The sequence below is a fragment of the Erwinia artemisiae genome (assembly GCF_051400835.1).
In the GTDB taxonomy this organism is placed as follows: domain Bacteria; phylum Pseudomonadota; class Gammaproteobacteria; order Enterobacterales; family Enterobacteriaceae; genus Erwinia; species Erwinia aeris.
The window spans coordinates 3,841-20,951 of record NZ_JBLFFM010000004.1; the positions used below are offsets into that span (position 1 = coordinate 3,841).

Annotated in this window: 16 protein-coding genes and 1 tRNA gene; 4 read left to right on the plus strand and 13 right to left on the minus strand. The window is 57.8% G+C overall.

Annotated features, from left to right (window positions below):
- Positions 1-76: transfer RNA gene (locus ACMGEE_RS10615), tRNA-Ala, on the plus strand.
- A 344-nt stretch (positions 77-420) separates the two neighbouring features.
- Here the strand turns inward: ACMGEE_RS10615 and ACMGEE_RS10620 are convergent.
- The 10 genes from ACMGEE_RS10620 to ACMGEE_RS10665 form a co-directional block, all read right to left on the minus strand.
- Entirely contained in the window at positions 421-1,176 is a 756-nt protein-coding gene (locus tag ACMGEE_RS10620; protein WP_301253329.1) for an alpha/beta fold hydrolase, read from the minus strand.
- A gap of 9 nt (positions 1,177-1,185) precedes the next feature.
- Positions 1,186-2,253: a class I mannose-6-phosphate isomerase gene (locus tag ACMGEE_RS10625; RefSeq protein WP_436830010.1), complete on the minus strand. Its 1,068-nt coding sequence runs from the start codon at positions 2,251-2,253 to the stop codon at positions 1,186-1,188.
- Between the two features lie 119 nt (positions 2,254-2,372).
- On the minus strand, positions 2,373-3,236 hold the full coding sequence (locus ACMGEE_RS10630; RefSeq protein ID WP_125290865.1) for a glucose 1-dehydrogenase: 864 nt from the start codon (positions 3,234-3,236) through the stop codon (positions 2,373-2,375).
- Between the two features lie 236 nt (positions 3,237-3,472).
- Complete coding sequence (locus ACMGEE_RS10635; protein ID WP_436830011.1) at positions 3,473-5,077, minus strand: rhodanese homology domain-containing protein; 1,605 nt, start codon at positions 5,075-5,077, stop codon at positions 3,473-3,475.
- Positions 5,070-5,663, minus strand: coding sequence for a cysteine dioxygenase family protein (locus tag ACMGEE_RS10640; protein WP_436830012.1), 594 nt, complete (start codon positions 5,661-5,663; stop codon positions 5,070-5,072). Before ACMGEE_RS10640 ends, ACMGEE_RS10635 begins: the two co-directional genes overlap by 8 nt.
- Positions 5,656-6,642 (minus strand): ABC transporter substrate-binding protein, encoded by a 987-nt coding sequence (locus ACMGEE_RS10645; protein ID WP_436830013.1) that lies wholly within the window; start codon positions 6,640-6,642, stop codon positions 5,656-5,658. The genes ACMGEE_RS10640 and ACMGEE_RS10645 overlap by 8 nt, the downstream gene beginning before the upstream one ends.
- Positions 6,642-7,724 carry an LLM class flavin-dependent oxidoreductase gene (locus tag ACMGEE_RS10650; protein ID WP_369895769.1) on the minus strand — a complete coding sequence of 361 codons (1,083 nt, stop codon included), beginning with the start codon at positions 7,722-7,724 and terminating at the stop codon, positions 6,642-6,644. Before ACMGEE_RS10650 ends, ACMGEE_RS10645 begins: the two co-directional genes overlap by 1 nt.
- Before the next feature lie 492 nt (positions 7,725-8,216).
- Positions 8,217-8,375, minus strand: coding sequence for a hypothetical protein (locus tag ACMGEE_RS10655; protein WP_253459520.1), 159 nt, complete (start codon positions 8,373-8,375; stop codon positions 8,217-8,219).
- Positions 8,353-8,739 carry a hypothetical protein gene (locus ACMGEE_RS10660; protein ID WP_394150330.1) on the minus strand — a complete coding sequence of 129 codons (387 nt, stop codon included), beginning with the start codon at positions 8,737-8,739 and terminating at the stop codon, positions 8,353-8,355. Before ACMGEE_RS10660 ends, ACMGEE_RS10655 begins: the two co-directional genes overlap by 23 nt.
- Before the next feature lie 270 nt (positions 8,740-9,009).
- The gene (locus ACMGEE_RS10665) at positions 9,010-10,197 is read right to left on the minus strand and encodes a NupC/NupG family nucleoside CNT transporter (RefSeq protein WP_253459524.1); all 1,188 of its coding nucleotides are present in this window, start codon (positions 10,195-10,197) and stop codon (positions 9,010-9,012) included.
- A 363-nt stretch (positions 10,198-10,560) separates the two neighbouring features.
- Between ACMGEE_RS10665 and ACMGEE_RS10670 the strand changes: the two genes are divergently transcribed.
- Positions 10,561-11,799 carry an Nramp family divalent metal transporter gene (locus ACMGEE_RS10670; protein WP_436830014.1) on the plus strand — a complete coding sequence of 413 codons (1,239 nt, stop codon included), beginning with the start codon at positions 10,561-10,563 and terminating at the stop codon, positions 11,797-11,799.
- Positions 11,800-11,852: 53 nt separating this feature from the next.
- On the opposite strand, the gene ACMGEE_RS10675 is transcribed toward ACMGEE_RS10670, so the two are convergent.
- Both ACMGEE_RS10675 and mgrA read right to left on the minus strand, forming a co-directional pair.
- Positions 11,853-12,194, minus strand: a complete 342-nt coding sequence (locus ACMGEE_RS10675) for a DUF2502 domain-containing protein (RefSeq protein ID WP_253459530.1) — start codon at positions 12,192-12,194, stop codon at positions 11,853-11,855.
- 155 nt (positions 12,195-12,349) lie between these two features.
- The gene (mgrA, locus tag ACMGEE_RS10680) at positions 12,350-13,339 is read right to left on the minus strand and encodes an L-glyceraldehyde 3-phosphate reductase (RefSeq protein WP_436830015.1); all 990 of its coding nucleotides are present in this window, start codon (positions 13,337-13,339) and stop codon (positions 12,350-12,352) included.
- Between the two features lie 200 nt (positions 13,340-13,539).
- On the opposite strand from mgrA, the gene ACMGEE_RS10685 reads away from it, so the two are divergent.
- Positions 13,540-15,186: an alpha-keto acid decarboxylase family protein gene (locus ACMGEE_RS10685; protein WP_436830016.1), complete on the plus strand. Its 1,647-nt coding sequence runs from the start codon at positions 13,540-13,542 to the stop codon at positions 15,184-15,186.
- 181 nt (positions 15,187-15,367) lie between these two features.
- Positions 15,368-16,333: a glucokinase gene (gene glk / locus ACMGEE_RS10690; RefSeq protein ID WP_125290855.1), complete on the plus strand. Its 966-nt coding sequence runs from the start codon at positions 15,368-15,370 to the stop codon at positions 16,331-16,333.
- Between the two features lie 28 nt (positions 16,334-16,361).
- Here glk and ACMGEE_RS10695 read toward each other — a convergent pair whose 3' ends face one another.
- Positions 16,362-17,090 carry a LytR/AlgR family response regulator transcription factor gene (locus tag ACMGEE_RS10695; RefSeq protein ID WP_253459540.1) on the minus strand — a complete coding sequence of 243 codons (729 nt, stop codon included), beginning with the start codon at positions 17,088-17,090 and terminating at the stop codon, positions 16,362-16,364.
- Positions 17,091-17,111 lie beyond the last annotated feature (21 nt).

Genomic DNA, 17,111 nt, shown 5'->3' on the forward strand with positions numbered 1-17,111 from the left:
GGGGGTATAGCTCAGCTGGGAGAGCGCTTGCATGGCATGCAAGAGGTCAGCGGTTCGATCCCGCTTATCTCCACCAATCACTTCTTTCGTCCTTCTCTGTTTCTGGCAGCGCTTGCGCAGCCGCATCCCTGTTTTTTTCTTCTGTTTATCCGTTCTGCTTATCAGCTCCCGATCCTGTTTTGCCTGTTACCTGATAAATCGGGCCTTAATCCTGTAAATGCGTTAAATCCTCCAGCTGAATAGCTGAACAAGGGGCCGCAGCTAAAATCTGGGTTAGATCTTCCGTAAGACCAGCTCCACGGATTTCTCCTGAGAACGCCGCAACGACGGCATTAATATGGAAGATTACGCTAATCCCGTTTACAAAACGCGCGCCAGTGATTGAGAAAGAGCGGAGACGTCCGTCTCCGCTGGGGCAGGTTAAAGCGTGGCGGCGAAGGTCAGCATTCTTTCAGCCAGCTCTTGTGGCGTTTGTAGCGGCATCAGGTGGCCCGCGCCCGCAATCACTTCCAGCCGCCCGGCGGGAAGGTGCGAGAGCGTCATTTTCTGCTGATCTTCAGCAGAAGGCACCTGATCGTCGGCCGAGCCGGCGATCAACAAGGCCGGACAGTCGACGGTACCGATACGCGTCGACCAGTCTTCCCGACTCCCTGCTTCAGGCCAGGCACGCCAGGCGTTAAGATTCGCGCGGCGGGCGTCGCGGATAGCTATCTCGCGCACCACATCGGGCAAACGCTCGCTGGCTGCCGTATCCACAAACTGTTCCGCTTCTTCCCGGCTGCCGCCATAGTTAATCTGGCTACGGCGATCTTCCTCGCTCATCGGCTGCGGGCCGGGCGGCGAAGGCGCGACCAGAATCAGTCCTTTCAGATAGTCTGGCCGACGCGCCGCCAGCGCCAGGGCGACTTTTCCGGTCATCGAATGACCGACCAGGATACAGTTGTTGAGCTGCAGTGCACGAATGCTTTCGTCGAACTGCGCTACCATCGACGCTACGTCATAGCCGGGAATATTGGTCGCTGCGCCAAAGCCTGGCGTATCCAGCGTTACGCAGCGGTGGTGCTCGTCCAGCCAGCTGATGGTCGGATACCAGGTATGTCCAGAGCCGCCTAAATAGTGCAGCAGGACGAAAACCGGCGCATCGTTCGCCTTGCCGTGCAGAGAACAGGGCAGCATAAAACACTCCTAACGTAATTGATCTTTGACGTCACCGAGCATGGCGATAGCCTGCTCATCATAACCGCGCGCCCGCAAAGGCTGGTTCACTTCGGCTTCCAGATCCGGCACATAGCCCACCAGGAACTCGCCGGGTGTGCTGAAAGTGACTTTGCCCAGCGCGGCGGGCAGCAGCAGCGTTTCCGCGCGTTCCAACGTCCAGCTTTCGCCCGCCGCCTCAATTTGCAGCGGCTCGCCCAGGTTGGAAATAATGCGCGCGCGCGTGAAGCTGTAGTCACAGGCGGCGGAAACCCGCCAGCGTTCCAGCGCGAAATAAGGCCCGGCACAGCAAAACAGCCGCGTGACCCGATCGTTTTCTTCCACGGTCAGGCCCTGATGCGGCCGCGTGGTCAGCTCCGGACGCAGCTCCGCCAGCAGCGCGTCGATGTTCTTCTCCCGCTCCTGCGGCGATATTTTGCTGCCGTCCTCCATCTGCCACGGCATGGCGTGCTGCTGGATATTGGACGTTTGCTCAATTTCATAAATCAGCGTATCCGGGCCGAAAGAGTGCAGCATGCCGCCCGGCACATAAAAAGTGTCGCCGGTTTTAACCGGATAGCGTTCCATTACCTCGTCGTATTCTTCAGCCAGCAGAGCAGCGCGCAGGCGTGGCTGGTTGACGCCGGGCTTGATGCCTGCCAGGCAGCTGGCACCGGGCGCGGCCCATAAAATATGCCAGGCCTCGCTTTTGCCGTTGGGCTGCTGCTCAAGGCGCTGCGCTGCCTCATCGTTGGCGTGCAGATGCACCGGCAGCATCCCGGTGCCGTCAATAAATTTGCTCAGCAGCGGGAAATGCGGGCCGCGCCAGCCGGGCGCAACCAGCTCGTCGGGATAGCGTTCGGTCAGCTCGTGCAGGCTCATACCGGCATAGTCGCCGTTTTTAACGGTGGCGCGCATGCCTTCCACATCGCTAACTTCCCAGGTTTCCGCTATGCGTCCGTCAGGCAGGCCCGTTTTGGCGAGGCGGGTTTTAATCAGTTCGCCACCGAAGATATGGGTGGCAATCGGCAGCGTCAGCCGTAAGGGATAGGCTTTCATCTTCGCTCCTTAAAAGACGTCCGTTCTCTGTCCTTAGGGCGTGACGAGGCCGTCCGGGCAGGAAAGCGGGAAGAGAACGGGCGAGAAGGCTATGGAGCCGCAGCCCCATAGCCAGACGATCAGATGACGGCAACGCCGCCGGTGACGGCAATGGTCGCGCCGGAGATATAGCTGGCTTCGTCGCTGGCCAGCATCACATAGGCAGGTGCCAGCTCGGCAGGCTGCCCGGCGCGCTGCATCGGCACTTCGCTGCCGAAGTTTTTAACCTGTTCGGTCGGCATCGTGGCAGGGATCAGCGGCGTCCAGATCGGGCCAGGGGCCACGGCGTTGGAGCGAATACCCTTATCCGCCAGCAGAGCAGCCAGGCTGCCGGAAAAGTTGATAATCGCCGCTTTGGTGGCGGAATAGGCAATCAGTTTCGGCTTGGGCTGATCGGCATTAACCGAGGCGGTATTGATAATAGAGCCGCCCGCAGGCATATGCGGCACCGCCGCTTTACAGATGCGGAACATGGCATAGATATTGGTTTTCATCGTGCGGTCAAACTCGTCATCGCTGATCTCATCCAGCGACTCACGGGTCATCTGGAAGGCGGCGTTATTGACCACGATATTGATTTCGCCGAAGGCTTCCACGGCCTTGCTGACGATAGCCTTGCAGTGTTCCGCTTCGGTCACGTCGCCAGCCACCAGTACTGCTTTCTGTCCCGCTTCTTCAATCAGGCGCGCGGTTTCTTTCGCATCTTCGTGCTCGTCCAGATAGGAAATCAGCACGTCCGCGCCTTCACGAGCATAGGCGATAGCCACGGCGCGGCCGATACCGGAGTCGCCACCGGTAATAATGGCTTTTTTACCTTTCAGACGGCCGGAGCCTTGATAGCTGGCTTCGCCGTGATCGGGAACGGGCTGCATTTCGTTAGTCGCTCCCGGCCATGTTTGCTGTTGTTCTGGGAGTGGAGGTTGGGGGCGATTTGTCGTCGACATAGGCTCTCCTCTTGAACCAGCAAGAATGCCGGTGATAAATGAATTATGCTGCCGCAGGAACCGGAGTTCGCTCGGCAACAGAATGAATAACAATGATTTTTACAACGGATTCGGTGATTTCTGACCGTTAAGGAATAAGCATAGTCAAAAAAAACGAAAGTGCTAAACCGATTCGACCAACGGGGCAGAAAAGCGGCGGACGGGAAACCAGGCCGCTTCAACACGGCCTGGCAAAGTCAGGCGGAGGGCGTAAGGACGTTAAAACCGTGCGTGCCGTCGCGATCCAGCTGCGAAATCAGGCCATATTCCCAGTCCAGGTAGGCCTGCATCGCAGAGGCGGCGTTGTCGGTGCCTTCATAAGGGCGACGGTAGCGATCGTCCCGCGGTTGCAGCAATCTTGTTTCACCCTGCTGTATGGGTAAACCGGCAGCTCGCCAGGCTGCGTTGCCGCCTTTAAGAACCGTTACCGGTTTTTGCGTCAGCGCGGACAGCTCTTCCACGGCGTAGCGAGCCAGCAGGCTGCTGCCGCAGGTCACCACGTAACGCTCTGCCGATGGCAGCGCAGCGCTGCCCGTCCGCGTCAGCAGCGAGCGTTGCAGCCAGGACGCGCCGGGGATATGGCCCGCCACATAGTTCGCGCTGGTGGTGAAATCCAGCACCTGCGTGTCGCCCGCTTCCAGCCATGCGGCCAGCCCGGCTGGCTCCACTTCCGGCAGGGCGGGCAGGGGTGGCACCGTGGGTTTCCAGTCGCCGTGCTCGATAAAATCTTGTCGGCTGACATTATCCACAACCGCAACGTCCCAGCCCATCTGCGCCAGCCAGGAGGCACTCATATCGGCGCGCGCTTTTTTGTCGTCAACCAGCACGATTTTTGCACCGCGCACGCTGGCATAGTGATCCGTTTCCTGCACCAGCTGGCCGCCCGGCACGTGGCGAGCGCCGGGTAAATGACCCGCTGCGTATTCTTCGGCGTCGCGCACGTCAAACAGATAAACCGTGCGCTGGGTTTGCTGCCGCAAAGCGGTCAAATCAGCGAGCGTAATCTGCCTGACGCCAGCGCGATCGGCAACCTTCCGGGCGCTGCGTGCGGCCTGAAGCTGCGCGGTCTCGCTCACCTCGCCGTAACGGCGGTTCTGCTGATGATCCAGCGCCAGCCCGGCCAGCGTCCAGCCAATGGTGCCATTGCGCAGCGCATAAATCGGATTACGCACGCCCGCATTGACCAGCGACTGCGTACCGATAATGCTGCGAGTGCGTCCGGCGCAGTTGACGATAATTTTTGTTTCCGGCGACGGGGCCAGATCCCTGACCCGCAGCACCAGCTCGGCGCCCGGCACGCTGATGCCGCCCGGAATGCTCATGGTCTGATATTCGTCAAAGCGGCGGCTGTCCAGCACCACTACCGGCTCACCGCTTTGCAGCAGGGCATGGACCTCCTGCGCGGGCAGCGAAGGCGTGTGGGCACGGCTTTCGACCAGTTCGCCAAACGCCTTGCTCGGCGAATTGACGTCGATAAAGATTTCGCCGCCCGCTTCGATCCAGCCCTGCAGGCCGCCCGCCAGCAGCGCCACGTTGCTGTAGCCCAGCGCGATTAACCTTTCGGCGGCGGCCTGCGCCAGGCCTTCGCCGTTGTCATACAGCGTGACGGGCGTCGCCAGGCGTGGGACGCGGTTAATTATCTCCAGTTCCAGCTTCGACAAGGGAATATTAGCGGCAAACAGCGGGTGGCCTTCGGCGTAATAAGCCTCTTCCCGCACGTCCAGCAGCGCAGTTTCCTGGCGCTGGAGCAGGGCGTAGCGAATATCGCTGTAGTGACGTAAAGGCAGTGATTGCTTAGCCATGTGAGAGATCCCAAATATTTGGTAAAAAAGCGTTGTTATAGCCGGAGATGAACGGTTTTTCGCTGCCGTCCTCGTCATAAACGGCCCGTTTCACCGCGCCGATATTGCCGCCGTAAACGTGAATGCTGATGGAGGGGCGATCGGCAAAAGCGTTGCTGACGCGGTGGATATCACCCACCTCAGGCGAAACGGCCTCTACGTCGCCAGCATTCAGGCGAACGGGCTCGCCTTCGGGCAAGAGTGCGCCTTGCTCATCACGACGAAAGTGCTGCGCAACTTCCGCGCCGCGCAGCATGCCAATTAACCCCCAGACCCGGTGGTCGTGCACCGGCGTTGACTGGCCCGCTCCCCAGACGAAACTGACAACAGAAAAGCGCTGCTGCGCGTCGGCATACAGCAGATATTGTTGATAGCGCTGCGGATCGGGCTGCGCAAAAGGCTCAGCCAGCCAGTCATCGTGGCGGATAAGGTGTTTTAGCAGCTCGCTGCCTTCTTGCAGCACGCGCTGCTCTGGAGGCTTTGTGTCCAGCAGCGCGGCCAGAGCGCCGACAAAGGCGCGCAAACGATGGTGCTGAAGGTTACTCATGGCTGTTCTCCCCGACAGGCTGTGTTAATCCGGCGGCCGCCTGATTAGCCTGGCCCGCCAGCTGATAATCGAAAGCCTGGCGGACATTCACCGCTTTCGGCAGCACGCGGTAACGTAAGAAAAAGTCGGCGGAATGCTGGAGCGAATCCGCCAGCGTGGGCGTGAAATTGACCGGACGGATCTGCGCGTTGGCGATCCAGCGCTGCGTAATGGCGGGCGGCATCCCCAGCGATTTGCTCAGCGCGTCGGCAAAGGCTGCCGGATGCTGTATCGCCCAGATCTGCGCTTTGGCCAGTCGGCCCTGAAGATCGGCGATCGCCTGGCGTTTAGCCGGATCCTTTAACGCTTCCTCGCGGGCGAGCGCATAGGAATAGCCGGAAAGAATGCCCTTGCCGCCGCCCTGCGGCACCAGTACCGCGTTATCCACCACGATGGCCGAAGAGACATAGGGTTCCCAGGTCGCCCAGGCATCTACGGCATGGCTGGCCAGCGCGGCGCGGCCATCGACCGGGCCAAGAAAACGCAGCTTAACGTCGGCGGGCTTCAGCCCGGCGCGCTCAAGCAGCCCCAGCACCAGATAGTGTCCCCAGCCGCCGCGATTGACGGCAATCTGTTTGCCTTTCAGATCGCTCAGCTTGTGGATACCGCTGTTTGGCCGCGTCAGCAGGGCGATGCTGTCGGGATTGTTTTGCCATGCGCCTACCGCCTTCACCGGCGCGCCGGCGGCATAGACAAACAGGAAAGGCAGATCGCCGGTAAAACCTACGTCCAGCGCGCCAGCATTCAGCGCTTCCTGCACCGGCGCGCCGGAGTCAAATGAGGTCAGTTTCAGCTCATAAGGTAAATTATTCAGCTCGCCGGACTCTCGTAGCGAAATAAAGCGATCGCCCTTAACGTCACCCAGGCGCAGCGTCACTTTTTCTGCCGCCGTAGCGGCGCCAGCCATAACCGAAAGCAGGATGGCGACGACCAGACGCATCAGGCGCTCCTTGCGACACGGCGCGCCGCAACTTTTTCGCGCGTCAGCGGGATCAGCTCTTTGCCATACTCCAGCGCGTCGTTGAGCGGATCGAAACCCCGGATCAGCACGCTTTCGATGCCCAGGTTGTAGTAATCCAGTAGCGCGTCGGAAACCTGATCCGGCGTGCCGACCAGCGAAGTGGAGTTATAGCCGCCGCCGACCAGTTTGGCGATGCCGGTCCACAGATTTTTATCCAGGCGATCGCCTTCGTTAGCAGCGGCGAACAGCCGTTCCGCACCGACGCTCTGCGGCTTTGGCAGGCCGAAGTCGTGGCCGGTAGCGAGCAGCTTCTGCCGGGCCGTTTCGCGGATATACTCCGCTTTTTCCCAGGCTTCTTTTTCGGTCGCGGCGATAATCGGACGGAAAGAGATATTAAAACCGATCTGTCGACCATGGCGAGCGGCGGCGGCACGTACCGCACGCACGGTTTCGGCCGCGCCCGCCAGCGGTTCGCCCCACAGTGCAAAAACGTCGGCATGTTTCGCCGCCACGCTAATCGCTTCCGGCGAGGAACCGCCAAAATAGACCGGCAGCTGCGGCTGTAGCGGCTTGACGGCGGAAAAAGCCTGTTCAGCCTGATAAAGCTCGCCCTGATGGTCGAAAGGCGCTTCGGCCGTGAGGCTGTTTTTCAGTACCTGCAAAAACTCATCGGTGCGCGCATAGCGTTCGGCTTTGTTAAGATAATCACCGTCGCGACGCTGTTCGGCATCGTTACCGCCGCTGATGATATGTACCGCCAGGCGGCCATCGGTCAGCTGATCCAGCGTCGCCAGCTTGCGGGCGGCAAGGGTAGGGGAGACAAAGCCGGGACGGTGCGCCAGCAGGAACTTTATTTTTGAGGTATGTGCCGCCGCGTGGGCGGTGACCAGAAAGCCGTCGGGCTGATCTGACCAGTAACCGACCAGAACGCGATCGAAACCGGCCTGTTCATGGGCGCGGGCGAAGTCGGCGATATACTGTTTGTTAAAAATGGGGCCGCTGGGCGGAATGATTTCCGAGGCCAGGCGATGGCCGATCATGCCAAGAAACTGAATGCTCATCCTGAATTCTCCGAAGTGGGCGGGCAGAAAAGGGTGTAGAAGGAACCCTACTTTCAGAGACGTAAGCTGTGAAATTCTTATATGTGCTGAGGAAAGTTAAAAAACAGCTATGGCGAAGGCGGCTTTTGGCGCATAACGAGCGAGCCGCTGGCTAAACGCTGAAGTGTATTGGCTAAACGGGCGAGATGCTGGCTAAACGCTGCTGTGTGTTGGCTAAACGGGCGAGCCGCTGGCTAAACGCTGAAGTGTATTGGCTAAACGGGCGAGGTGCTGGCTAAACGCTGAAGTGTATTGGCTAAACGGGCGAGATGCTGGCTAAACGCTGAGGTGCACTGATTTAACGCTGAGGTATGTTGGCTGAATGCTGCGGCGTGCTGATTAAAAGGGAAGGCGTGCTGACTAAGAAAATAACGCGAAGCAAGCGGCGCGCCGGAAGCCTGGGAGGCTTATCGAACCGACCCGCGAAAGGCGGGTCAGGAAAGGCAAAAGCTTTCAGTCACCCATCTTAAAAGGCTTGCTGACTATCTCGCCTGCCTGTTCCGCTTTTTTCTTCGCCTGCAGGAGCTGCCTAATCATTGCCTTTTTTTGCATGCGGATAGCGTCGAAATCAATATGTTGGGTTGGGGTTTCAATTGTCCGTTTGTAGCACATAGTTCGCTCCTTCTTTAAATACCCTGAGGTTGCGCGGGCCAGCCTGCTGCCTGACCAGCCGATCGTAAACTTTAATCAGTTGAGGAGTATACGCCTGGAAGGCCAGGAGTTGTATGTTTTCTCGCCTGGCAACCTGCAGAATGATGTCAATCAGAGACGCGTAAAAAAACAGCGTTTCATGTAGCGTAAGCGCGGCGGCGGCTGGCGGCCTGTCGAACATATCGCAGTCGGGATTATCCTGTGCTTCAAGGTTGTAAAAGCTGACGACGGCCTGGTTGGCGTCAGCTACTTCATCACCGAACAGCTTTATGAGTAGCGGTATTTCGGCTGCCGCTTTCGCAAAAAAGGCCAATCGGAAAGTCATCTGCCGATTTACCTGGGCAGCAAACATAAATCTGATATCCATCGTCCTGTAGACATCAAATCCCTGCAGCTCGCTATGTAAGATTTCATAGTGGCAGCCCGCCATAACAAATCCTCATCCTGAGTCTCATGGGCTGCTTTATAGCATTACTTTTATTATGGGTTAAAGGCGATCTTCCCGGATGCGCGACATAAAATGTTTTACTGCGAGACGATACGCAAAAAAAAGGCGAACCCGGAGATTCGCCTTTCTTATCGAGCCAGACCGCTATCAGCCCAGCACCAGGCCTGCAATGGAAGCGGAGAGCACGCTAACCAGCGTCGAACCGTACAGCAGCTTCATGCCGAAGCGCGACACTACGTTGCCCTGCTCTTCGTTCAGGCCTTTGATAGCGCCCGCCACGATGCCGATAGAGGAGAAGTTGGCAAAAGAAACCAGGAACACGGAAAGGATGCCTTCGCCGCGCGGCGACAGAGTACCGGCAATTTTTTGCAGGTCGATCATCGCCACGAATTCGTTGGAAACCAGCTTGGTCGCCATGATACTGCCGACCTGCAACGCTTCGCTGGCGGGCACGCCCATTACCCAGGCAAAAGGATAGAACACATAGCCCAGCACGCCCTGGAAGCTGATACCAAAAATCGTATCAAACAGCGTATTGACGGCGGAGATCAGCGCGATAAAGCCAATCAGCATCGCGGCGACGATGACCGCCACTTTGAAACCGGCAAGGATATATTCGCCCAGCATTTCAAAGAAGCTCTGTCCCTGATGCAGATCGTTCAGCTTCAGGTCTTCTTCGTTTTCGATGCGGTACGGGTTGATCAACGACAGCACGATAAAGGTGCTGAACATATTCAGGATCAGCGCGGCCACCACATATTTCGGCTGGAGCATGGTCATATAGGCGCCGACGATGGACATCGATACGGTCGACATCGCCGTAGCGGCCATGGTGTACATGCGGCGCTGCGACATTTTGCCCAGAATATCTTTATAGGCGATAAAGTTTTCTGACTGTCCCAAAATCAGCGAGCTTACCGCGTTAAAAGATTCCAGCTTACCCATGCCGTTGACTTTTGACAGCACGGTGCCGATTGCCCGGATAACCACGGGCAGAATACGGAAGTGTTGCAGAATACCAATAAGGGCGGAGATAAAGACGATAGGGCAGAGTACGTTAAGCCAGAAGAACGCCAGGCCTTTATCGTTCATGCCACCAAAGACAAAGCTGGTGCCCTGAGCGGCAAAGCCCAGCAGCTTGTCGAAGAAGCCGGCAAAGCCTTTGACAAACCCTAAGCCGATTTCGGAGTTCAGGAAGAACCAGGCCAGCAGCACCTCGATCACCAGAAGCTGAATAATAAAACGGACGCGGATATTTTTCCGATCGCTGCTGACCAGTAAGGCCAGTAACGTCACCACCACCAGCGCCAAAGCAAAATGCAGAATGCGGGACATGAGTGCTCCAAATTTGAAGGCTGTTATATTTCGCTGCACATTCTATGTAACAAGTTGCAGAAAAACGAGACTAAAGCCTCAATATAATAAATTCCTATCGGCTTAAATCGACATTCTGCTTTCCTGTCACATCCTGATACTGTTTAAAAAACCACCCGTCAACTTGTGGGGGAATACTTTTTAACCTAAAGTAAGTTTATCGCTTACAAATCGGCCACACGAAACGCTACCTTTGGGTATAGCAAAGGCTATACTTTTTAGCGTAGGCTATTACAGCGATAAGTTTAACCAGTACAAATGATGTTGATAATCATTATCATTTGAATGACAATACCTTCCTCGGGTGTATTAAGGGGTAAGACGATGTTTGAAGGCCGCACCGCGGAGCAGACGGTCCGTAGTTCCCGTAAAATCAAATTTGCGCTGATGGGGCCCGCTTTTATTGCGGCGATTGGCTATATCGATCCCGGCAACTTCGCGACCAATATCCAGGCTGGCGCTTCCTATGGCTATAAGCTGCTGTGGGTGGTGGTCTGGGCCAATATCATGGCGATGGTGATCCAGTTAATGTCCGCGAAGCTGGGCATCGCCACCGGCAAAAATCTGGCGGAGCATATCCGCGATCGCTTTCCGCGTCCTGCCGTATGGTTCTACTGGATCCAGGCGGAAATTATCGCCATGGCCACCGACCTGGCCGAGTTTATCGGCGCGGCTATCGGCTTTAAGCTGCTCTTTGGCGTCAGTTTACTGCAGGGTGCGGTGCTGACGGGCGTGGTGACGTTCCTGATTTTGATGCTGCAAAGCCGGGGCCAGAAGCCGCTGGAACTGGTCATCGGCGGCCTGCTGCTGTTTGTGGCGGCGGCCTATGTGATCGAGCTGTTTTTCTCTCAGCCAAAAGTGATGGATCTGATGCAGGGCCTTGCCGTGCCGACGCTGCCGACCGCCGATGCGGTGCTGCTGGCGGCGGGCGTGCTGGGCGCAACGATTATGCCGCACGTGATTTATCTGCACTCTTCCTTAACGCAAAGCCCTGACGGCGGCAGCCGCGCAGAGCGCTACTCCTCGACAAAACTGGATGTGGCGGTCGCCATGACCATCGCGGGATTTGTGAATCTGGCGATGATGGCGACGGCGGCGGCGGCTTTTCACTTCAGCGGCCATACCGGCATCGCGGATCTGGATCAGGCCTATCTGACGCTCGATCCGCTGCTGGGCCGTGCGGCGGCCGTAGTCTTCGGTCTGAGCCTGCTGGCGGCCGGACTCTCTTCCACCGTCGTGGGAACGATGGCGGGGCAGGTGGTAATGCAGGGCTTTATCCACATACGTATTCCGCTCCTGGTGCGGCGCGTTGTGACGATGCTGCCCTCGTTTATCGTGATCCTGGCAGGCTGGGAGCCGACGCGCATTCTGGTGATGAGCCAGGTGCTGCTCAGCTTCGGTATCGCGCTGGCGCTTATCCCGCTGCTCTCTTTTACCGGCAACCGCGAGCTGATGGGCGAACTGGTGAACTCGCGCCTGATGCAGGCGGCAGGCAAGGTTATCGTGGTGGTGGTGGTGGCGCTGAACTTCTATCTGCTGATATCTATGGCGATGGAGCTTTAGGCGAGACGCTAAGCAACAAGTGAAAAAGGGTGCTCCTGTGAGCACCCTTTTTTTTACCAGCGTCCGTCGTGGTGACGATCCCGCTCGTGACGCCATTCGCGCTGCCTTTCGTGGTCGCGCCAGCGCTGGTCGCGTCGCCATTCATGCCGTTGACGCATCTCCTGTTGACGGCGCCACTGTTCATGGCGCCACCAGCGGCCTTCGCCATAGCGATAGTTGTTGCGCCACCAGTGGCCTTCGCGCCAGCGGCCGCCGTCCCAGTAACGCCCGTGACGATCGCGATCGCCCAGATGAAGCGAAACGCCCGGCGCTAACATAATCCGGGCGCTGTCAGCCTGTGCTGTGTGTAAGGCTGAACCTGCCAGCAAAGCGGCAATAAGCAATAGATGTTTCATTTTCTCTCCTTATCAGCGGCACAACTGCTCCGCCCTGATGCCAGTATTATAAGGAGAGCGCAGGGGTTTCGCCTGGCTAATTCCTAAAAGTGTCGAAAAAGTGTTAAAGGAAATGTCAGTAAAACAGGCCGCCGCAGGACGCGGCGGCAAAGGGATCAGGCGAGGATCGCGTCGATGCGATCCAGCTCGCTTTGACTGAATTCGCGCTGGTTCAGCATCGTTATGGCATCGTCTATCTGACTGGTTTTGCTGGCGCCGATCAGCACTGACGTGACGCGACCGCCGCGCAGTACCCAGGCCAGCGCCATTTGCGACAGTTTCTGGCCGCGCTGCTGCGCCAGCTCGTTCAGCTGCCGTACTTTCTCCATCTTCTCCGGCGTCAGCTGCTCGCTGCTGAGGAAACGGCTGCCGCTGGCGGCGCGTGAATCTTCCGGAATGCCCTGCAAATAACGATCGGTCAGCACGCCGCCCGCCAGCGGTGAAAAAGCGATACAGCCCACGCCCTGCTGCTGCAGCACATCCAGCAGGCCGTCTTCCGGCGCGCGTTCAAACATGGAGTATTTCGGCTGGTGGATCAAACAGGGCGTGCCCAGCTGCTTCAGGATGGCAATGGCCTCCGCCGCCAGCTGCGCCGGATAGTTAGAAAGCGCGATGTAAAGCGCTTTCCCCTGGCGCACCAGGTGATCCAGCGCGGTCATGGTTTCTTCCAGCGGCGTTTCCGGATCGGGACGGTGGTGATAAAAAATATCGACATAGTCCAGGCCCATACGCTTCAGGCTCTGATCGAGGCTGGCGATCAGATATTTACGTGAGCCCCAGTCGCCGTAAGGCCCGTCCCACATTGTATAGCCCGCTTTGGAAGAGATAATCAGCTCGTCGCGCAGCGAAGCGAAATCCTGACGCAGAATGCGACCGAAGTTTTCTTCTGCCGAGCCGGGCGGCGGGCCGTAATTATTGGCAAGGTCAAAATGGGTAATGCCCTGGTCGAAAGCGTGGCGCAGCAGCGCGCGGCTGTTCTCTACCAGCGTGCTGTCGCCAAAGTTATGCCACAGGCCGAGCGAGACGGCGGGCAGCTTCAGGCCGGTGCGGCCGCAGCGGTGATAACTGATTGTCTGGTAACGATTTTTGTCAGGCTGATAAACCATGAAAAGTTCCTGTGCTCAGAAGGAAAGGCAAAATGAGCATAGCAGTGTATACGGTTACACCGAACCGGTTCGCGCGGCGGATCGCAACTTGCGGAAAAGTCTCAGGCGTCATCTTTGCTTGCCATCGCGAGAGACGACGGATTTCACATGGCGCGCAAAGAATGCGCAATACTCATTACAACCTATCAGAGGAGAAAGCCATGCAAAGCGTTGGAGACTATCTGTTGCTGCGTCTGCAGGAGATCGGCATCGGGCATCTGTTCGGCGTGCCGGGCGATTACAATTTGCAGTTTCTGGATCACGTTATCGCCAGCAAAAAGATTGCCTGGGCGGGCAGCAGCAACGAGCTGAACGCGGCCTATGCCGCCGACGGCCATGCGCGCTGTCGCGGCGCGGCGGCGCTGCTCACCACTTTCGGCGTGGGTGAACTGAGCGCCTTAAACGGCGTGGCGGGCAGCTATGCCGAATATCTGCCGGTTATTCATATCGTCGGCGCGCCAGCCAGCGCGGCGCAGGAAGAGAAGCTACTGCTGCACCATACGCTGGGCGACGGCGACTACGCGCATTTTCTACGCATTGCCCGTGAGGTCACCGTGGCACAGGCCGTATTGACCAGGGAAAACGCGGCGGCGGAAATCGATCGACTGCTGATTACCGCGCTGCGCGAACATCGTCCCGTTTACCTCTTTATGCCCACGGACGTGGCGGAAGCGCCCATCCAGCCCCCCATCGGCACGCTGACTTACCGGGCCGAATCGCTGCAAAGCAGTCTGGATTCCTTCAGCGCGGCGGCGGAAGCCCTGCTGGCGGAAGCTGAAAGCGTCTCGCTGCTGGCCGATTTTCTTGCCGATCGCGCCGCAATGCGTGAGCCGCTGCATAAACTGGTAACGGCAACGGCTTTGCCTTTTTCAACCTTGCTGATGGGCAAAAGCGTGCTGCCGGAACAGCAGCCGGGCTTTGTCGGCACCTACTCAGGCGCCGCCAGCGCGGGCGATACGCAGCGGCATATCGAACAGCGCGACGTGGTGATCACCGTCGGCACGCTCTGGACGGATACCATCACTGCCGGGTTCACCCAGCATATCGATCCGCTACGTAATATTGATATTGGCCTGTATCGCTGCCGGGTTGGTACACAGACGTTCAGTCAGATCGCCATGAAGGATGCCGTTGCCGTGTTGCATCAGCTGGCAACACGCTATGGCGAAGGCTGGCGCGATGTGCAGGCGCTGCCGCCGGCGCTGCCCGAGCTGACCGCTGGCGCACTGAGTCAGAATGCGTTCTGGCGCATCATGCAGGACTTTTTGCGTCCCGGCGATATCGTGCTGGCCGATCAGGGCACGGCCGCGTTTGGCGCGGCGGCGCTGCGGCTGCCTGAAGACGTTACCTTTATCTGTCAGCCGCTGTGGGGATCGATCGGCTTTACGCTGCCCGCCGCCTGGGGCGCACAGCTCGCCTGTCCGGCGCGGCGCGTGATTTTGCTCTGCGGCGACGGAGCGGCCCAGCTGACCATCCAGGAGCTGGGATCGATGCTGCGCGACGGCCTGAAACCGATCGTCTTTATTCTTAATAATGACGGCTATACTGTTGAGCGGGCTATTCACGGCGAGCATCAGCGCTACAATGACATTGCTCAGTGGAACTGGACACAGCTGCCGCAGGCGCTGAGCACGCGCGGCGAGGCGCAAAGCTGGCGGGTAGAAGAGAGCGCTCAATTGCAGGAAGTGGTAAAAGTGATTGAACAGACCTCGCGTCTCTCGCTGGTGGAGGTTATGCTGCCGCAGCTGGATGTGCCGCCCCTTTTGCAGGCGGTAACGGCGGCGCTGGACAAGCGCAACGCGTCCTGAAAAATCTGATAACGGATTCAGACGCCAGATTCAGATTGATGCCCGTGGGAAATTGCGGCCAGTGCAGGTAAGGTAGTCGGTCGCAGCGCGATTTTACGTTCGCCCGTGAGGGTTGGGCGTTGTTGTTTGAGTGGGGGAAATTTATAGTGTGTACAAATGACGTAAGCGGAGCAAAACAATAATGACTAAGTATGCTTTGGTAGGTGATGTAGGCGGCACCAATGCGCGCCTGGCACTGTGCGAAGTCGAGAACGGTGCCATCTCACAAGCCAAAACGTTCTCCACAGCAGACTACGATAGCCTTGAGGCAGTCATCCGTTTTTATCTTGCCGAGCAGCAGCAGGATGTCACGGATGGCTGCATCGCCATCGCCTGCCCGATCACCGATGACTGGGTGGATATGACCAACCACGACTGGGCTTTCTCCACCAGCAAGATGAAGGCGAATCTGGGCTTTGATCATCTTGAGATCATCAACGACTTCACTGCCGTTTCGATGGCGATCCCGATGCTGACCGAGCAGGACGTGATGCAGTTTGGCGGCACGACGCCGGTTAAAGACAAACCGGTCGCCGTCTACGGCGCCGGAACCGGTCTGGGCGTGGCGCATCTGGTTCATGTGGATAAACGCTGGGTGAGCCTGCCGGGCGAGGGCGGCCACGTGGATTTCGCCGCCAACAGCGAAGAGGAAGATCTGATCCTGGAAGTGCTGCGCGAAGAGCTGGGCCACGTGTCCGCCGAGCGCGTGCTGTCCGGCGCGGGCCTGGTCAACCTTTACCGCGCGATTGTCAAAGCCGACAACCGCGTGCCGGAGAACCTGAAGCCGAAGGACGTTTCTCAGCGCGCGCTGGACGACAGCTGCACCGACTGCCGTCGCGCTCTGGCGATGTTCTGCGTGATCATGGGCCGTTTCGGCGGTAACCTGGCGCTGACCATGGGCACCTTCGGCGGCGTCTATATCGCTGGCGGCATCGTGCCTCGCTTCCTGGAATTCTTTAAAGCCTCCGGTTTCCGTGCCGCTTTTGAAGACAAGGGCCGTTTTAAAGATTACGTGCAGAATATTCCTGTCTACCTGATTACGCATGAAAAGCCTGGCCTGCTGGGCGCGGGCGCGCATCTGCGTCAGACGTTAGGCACCATTCTGTAAGCAAAAAAGGCCGGTTTTCCGGCCTTTTTTACAGCCGCATCAGCTGGCGGAACTCCCGCACTTTACTGCGGCTGACCGGCACCTGAAACTCCAGGTCGCGCAGCTTCAGAATATAGGTATTGTTAAACCAGGGTTCGATTTCGCGGATTTTGCTCAGATTCACGCAGTAAGAACGATGGCAGCGGAAAAAAGCCTCTTCGGGCAACCGACTGCAAAATTCGGTGATATTCATCGACATCACGTACTCCTCCCGCCGCGTATAAACAAATGTCATTTTTTCATGGGCTTCGGCGTAATAAATATCGTTGATATCCGTCACGATAATGCGCTCGTCCCGCGTCAGGTTAATGGTATGCACCTGGCTACGCGGGCTGTCTGTGCCGCCGGAAGCGGCCTGCTGTAGCGTATTTTCCAGCTTGCGCAACATGGTGATAATACGCATTTCATGGTAGGGCTTAAGGATATAGTCAAACGCCTCCAGCTCGAAGGCCTCTACCGCGTGCTCTTTATAGGCGGTGATAAAAACGATATGCGGACGATGGGCGAATTTACTGATATTTTGCGCCAGCAGCACGCCATCCAGCGACGGAATATTAATATCCAGAAAGATGACGTCCGGCTGGTGGTTTTGCAGATATTTCAACACGTCCAGCCCGTCGTCGAACGTGGCCTCGATTTGCAGCTGGCTGTGCTGGCGGATCAGCCAGCTCAGCTCCTGCTGCGCCAGAAATTCGTCTTCGACAATAATGGCTTTCACATCGCTTTCCCGGTGAATGCG

Bases quoted from the DNA above. Each gene is read 5' to 3' on its own strand.
- ACMGEE_RS10665 (WP_253459524.1), bottom strand. From the start codon at position 10,197: ATGTCCCGCATTCTGCATTTTGCTTTGGCGCTGGTGGTGGTGACGTTA.
- ACMGEE_RS10660 (WP_394150330.1), bottom strand. From the start codon at position 8,739: ATGACTTTCCGATTGGCCTTTTTTGCGAAAGCGGCAGCCGAAATACCG.
- ACMGEE_RS10675 (WP_253459530.1), bottom strand. From the start codon at position 12,194: ATGAAACATCTATTGCTTATTGCCGCTTTGCTGGCAGGTTCAGCCTTA.
- ACMGEE_RS10635 (WP_436830011.1), bottom strand. From the start codon at position 5,077: ATGGCTAAGCAATCACTGCCTTTACGTCACTACAGCGATATTCGCTAC.
- ACMGEE_RS10645 (WP_436830013.1), bottom strand. From the start codon at position 6,642: ATGCGTCTGGTCGTCGCCATCCTGCTTTCGGTTATGGCTGGCGCCGCT.
- ACMGEE_RS10625 (WP_436830010.1), bottom strand. From the start codon at position 2,253: ATGAAAGCCTATCCCTTACGGCTGACGCTGCCGATTGCCACCCATATC.
- ACMGEE_RS10640 (WP_436830012.1), bottom strand. From the start codon at position 5,663: ATGAGTAACCTTCAGCACCATCGTTTGCGCGCCTTTGTCGGCGCTCTG.
- ACMGEE_RS10620 (WP_301253329.1), bottom strand. From the start codon at position 1,176: ATGCTGCCCTGTTCTCTGCACGGCAAGGCGAACGATGCGCCGGTTTTC.
- ACMGEE_RS10655 (WP_253459520.1), bottom strand. From the start codon at position 8,375: ATGTGCTACAAACGGACAATTGAAACCCCAACCCAACATATTGATTTC.
- ACMGEE_RS10650 (WP_369895769.1), bottom strand. From the start codon at position 7,724: ATGAGCATTCAGTTTCTTGGCATGATCGGCCATCGCCTGGCCTCGGAA.
- mgrA (WP_436830015.1), bottom strand. From the start codon at position 13,339: ATGGTTTATCAGCCTGACAAAAATCGTTACCAGACAATCAGTTATCAC.
- ACMGEE_RS10685 (WP_436830016.1), top strand. From the start codon at position 13,540: ATGCAAAGCGTTGGAGACTATCTGTTGCTGCGTCTGCAGGAGATCGGC.
- ACMGEE_RS10630 (WP_125290865.1), bottom strand. From the start codon at position 3,236: ATGTCGACGACAAATCGCCCCCAACCTCCACTCCCAGAACAACAGCAA.
- ACMGEE_RS10670 (WP_436830014.1), top strand. From the start codon at position 10,561: ATGTTTGAAGGCCGCACCGCGGAGCAGACGGTCCGTAGTTCCCGTAAA.
- glk (WP_125290855.1), top strand. From the start codon at position 15,368: ATGACTAAGTATGCTTTGGTAGGTGATGTAGGCGGCACCAATGCGCGC.